This is a genomic window from Anabaenopsis tanganyikae CS-531 (genome assembly GCF_029891675.1).
GTDB classification, from domain to species: Bacteria; Cyanobacteriota; Cyanobacteriia; order Cyanobacteriales; family Nostocaceae; genus Anabaenopsis; species Anabaenopsis arnoldii.
In genome coordinates this window covers 1-2775 of sequence record NZ_JANQDF010000050.1, presented here as the reverse complement: position 1 = coordinate 2775, position 2775 = coordinate 1, and the positions used below count along the sequence as shown (strand labels likewise).

Here is a 2775-nt window from a genome sequence, read left to right as displayed (position 1 = left end):
AGGTTTTTAATATGATCTGTGAAGGCAAGACCACCGAAGACAAGGAAGGAAAGTGGACAAGGAAGATTTTATCCGGACAATGGTCTTTTAATGGGCTATTTTTCTTACTAAGAATACAGACTTTGTACTGTTTTTCTCCCTGGTCACCTAGTCCACCTTGTCCACCTTGTCTTGTCCTTGTCAGGGGAGGGGACTGGATTTTATTGTTTTTTGTGTGTTCGGTGTGTTCCCTGTTCCCTGTTCGGTGTTCCCTAATATAAAAATTGCCTGTTTAACACTTTCCAAACATCCTCTAAGAAAATGCGATCGCCAACCTGAACAAACAATCAATTCAACAACTATTACCTCTGGAAGGGAAATTCAAGGTTTATAGCATCTAGAGATACTAAAAACCTTAAGCCTGGGTGTAACTTGATGTACAGTAGCAGATGGGAAATATAGGGCATCCTGATGGAAGATGGCAGAAAATTTCTCAGAATAAACAACCATCACTAGTTATAATTTCCTATAAGTTGAAAAAAGTATTAAGATTAGCGTAAATATTACGCTCTTCGGAAACCGATTAGCCCAAAAACACATTAGGAGGAATATATATGGCGCTCGTACCAATGCGGCTGCTTTTAGACCACGCGGCTGAAAACGGTTACGGTATTCCGGCGTTTAACGTCAACAACCTAGAGCAGATTCAGGCAATTCTCAAAGCAGCAGCAGAGACAGATAGCCCCGTAATCTTACAAGCTTCTCGTGGTGCTCGTTCTTATGCTGGAGAAAACTTTCTACGTCACCTGATCTTGGCTGCAGTAGAAACCTATCCCGAAATTCCCATTGTCATGCACCAAGATCATGGTAATGCGCCTTCTACCTGCTACTCCGCCATCAAGAACGGCTTTACCAGCGTCATGATGGATGGTTCCTTGGAAGCAGACGCTAAAACCCCCGCTAGCTTTGAGTACAACGTCAATACCACCCGTGAAGTAGTCAATGTTGCTCACGCCTTGGGTGTCAGCGTAGAAGGTGAACTGGGTTGCTTAGGTTCCCTAGAAACCGGTGCTGGTGAAGCTGAAGACGGTCACGGCTTTGAAGGTACACTTGACCACTCTCAACTACTAACAGACCCAGACGAAGCAGCGGAGTTTGTAGAGAAAACCCAAGTAGATGCTTTGGCTGTAGCCATCGGTACCAGCCACGGTGCTTACAAATTTACCCGTAAGCCAACCGGTGAAATCTTGGCCATTAGCCGCATTGAAGAAATTCACCGCCGTCTACCTAACACCCACTTGGTAATGCACGGTTCCTCTTCCGTACCTGAAGATTTAATCGCCTTGATTAACGAGTACGGTGGTGCAATTCCCGAAACCTATGGTGTACCTGTAGAAGAAATTCAAAAGGGTATCAAGAGCGGAGTCCGTAAAGTTAACATCGACACCGACAACCGTCTAGCTATCACCGCCGCCGTTCGTGAAGCTCTAGCAAAAGGTCCCAAGGAATTTGACCCCCGTCACTTCCTCAAGCCTTCCATCAAATATATGCAGAAGGTTTGTGCTGACAGATACCAGCAATTTGGTACCGCCGGTAATGCTAGCAAGATTAAGCAAGTTTCTCTCGAAGACTTTGCAGCTAAGTATGCTAAGGGCGAACTGAATATGATTACTAAAGCATCTGCTAAGGTGTAATCTCCCTCAAAATTAACAGGGGGATAACAAAACAATCCTCCTGCAACTCAACTAGAGCATAGCATTGCTATGCTCTTTGAATTTATCCACAACAGTCGCCGTCAAATATATAAAATTACGTTATATTTACCTAAAAATTAATTAGTAAAAATCTTATGGCAAGCAACTGGAAAAACTTCAAAATAGTTGCAAGTTTCTTAGGTGCGATCGCCTTAACACAGTTTTGGGGGCCTAACACCTCCGTACGTGCTGCGGATACCCTTGTTCTGCGATTTGGCCCCTTTGCGGAATCTATTTCCCTAGAGGAGTTACAAAACACAGCAGATACTGGGAAATTTCCCAGAGGTTTAGAGCTTTACACCGGTAGAATATCTGAAGAACAAAGCCGCTTCTTTGTCAGACTGCTGAGAACCAAAGTTCCCATAGATGTGGTCACAGTCAATAGTCTACTCAATACACAAATGGGCATAACAATTCTTAATAATGTCTCCCAGGCTGTAGTCAGAAAAGATGACGCGGGGGTACAAGCACTCAGAGCAGCATTAGTATTAGGTGCTACTCAGCCTCAAGGTCTTTCTGTCATCAATTTTATTGCAGCTTATCCCAGTCAACGCCTAGAAATTGATGTACTAAAAGCCTTCTATGTAGCGAAACGGTTCCCAAAACTCAGGGAAATTCCTCAGGCTATCAAACTAAGGGATCAGGTAGTTTAATCACCATGTCACACAGATCCCCGACTTCTAGCTAAATTATCCTAGATTATCTCTGATTATGTTAAGAAGTCGGGGATCTTACTCATGCAGGTGCGAACTGGTTGCAGCAGCGCTTCGCTATCGCCTTACAGTACTGGGCAATGTCTCACCAACATTCGCTCAACCGTCATAGAAATTATAATTAAATCAACCTATACCTAAACTATTATGACTAAATGGTTTAACACCGCAGGCCCTTGTCAACCAGATATCCACTATACCCTACCCACCACTGAACGGTTACCAGAGTTAAAACGCCTGATTGAACAGCGCAATTACTTTGTCATCCATGCACCCAGACAAACCGGTAAAACCACTGCCATGCTCACCCTAGCACAGGAATTAACAGC

2 protein-coding genes and 1 pseudogene are annotated in these 2775 nt (G+C 43.9%); all 3 read left to right on the top strand.

Features of this window, described 5'->3' with window-relative positions:
* The first annotated feature begins 593 nt into the window (after positions 1-593).
* Complete coding sequence (fba, locus tag NWP22_RS05395) at positions 594-1673, top strand: class II fructose-bisphosphate aldolase (protein ID WP_271733627.1); 1080 nt, start codon at positions 594-596, stop codon at positions 1671-1673.
* A 155-nt stretch (positions 1674-1828) separates the two neighbouring features.
* Complete coding sequence (locus NWP22_RS05390; protein ID WP_271733626.1) at positions 1829-2386, top strand: alpha/beta hydrolase; 558 nt, start codon at positions 1829-1831, stop codon at positions 2384-2386.
* Between the two features lie 207 nt (positions 2387-2593).
* Positions 2594-2775, top strand: a pseudogene (locus tag NWP22_RS05385) (hypothetical protein); the annotation flags it as partial.

Excerpts from the sequence above, each read along its gene's own strand:
- fba (WP_271733627.1), top strand. The coding sequence starts at position 594 with ATGGCGCTCGTACCAATGCGGCTGCTTTTAGACCACGCGGCTGAAAAC.
- NWP22_RS05390 (WP_271733626.1), top strand. The coding sequence starts at position 1,829 with ATGGCAAGCAACTGGAAAAACTTCAAAATAGTTGCAAGTTTCTTAGGT.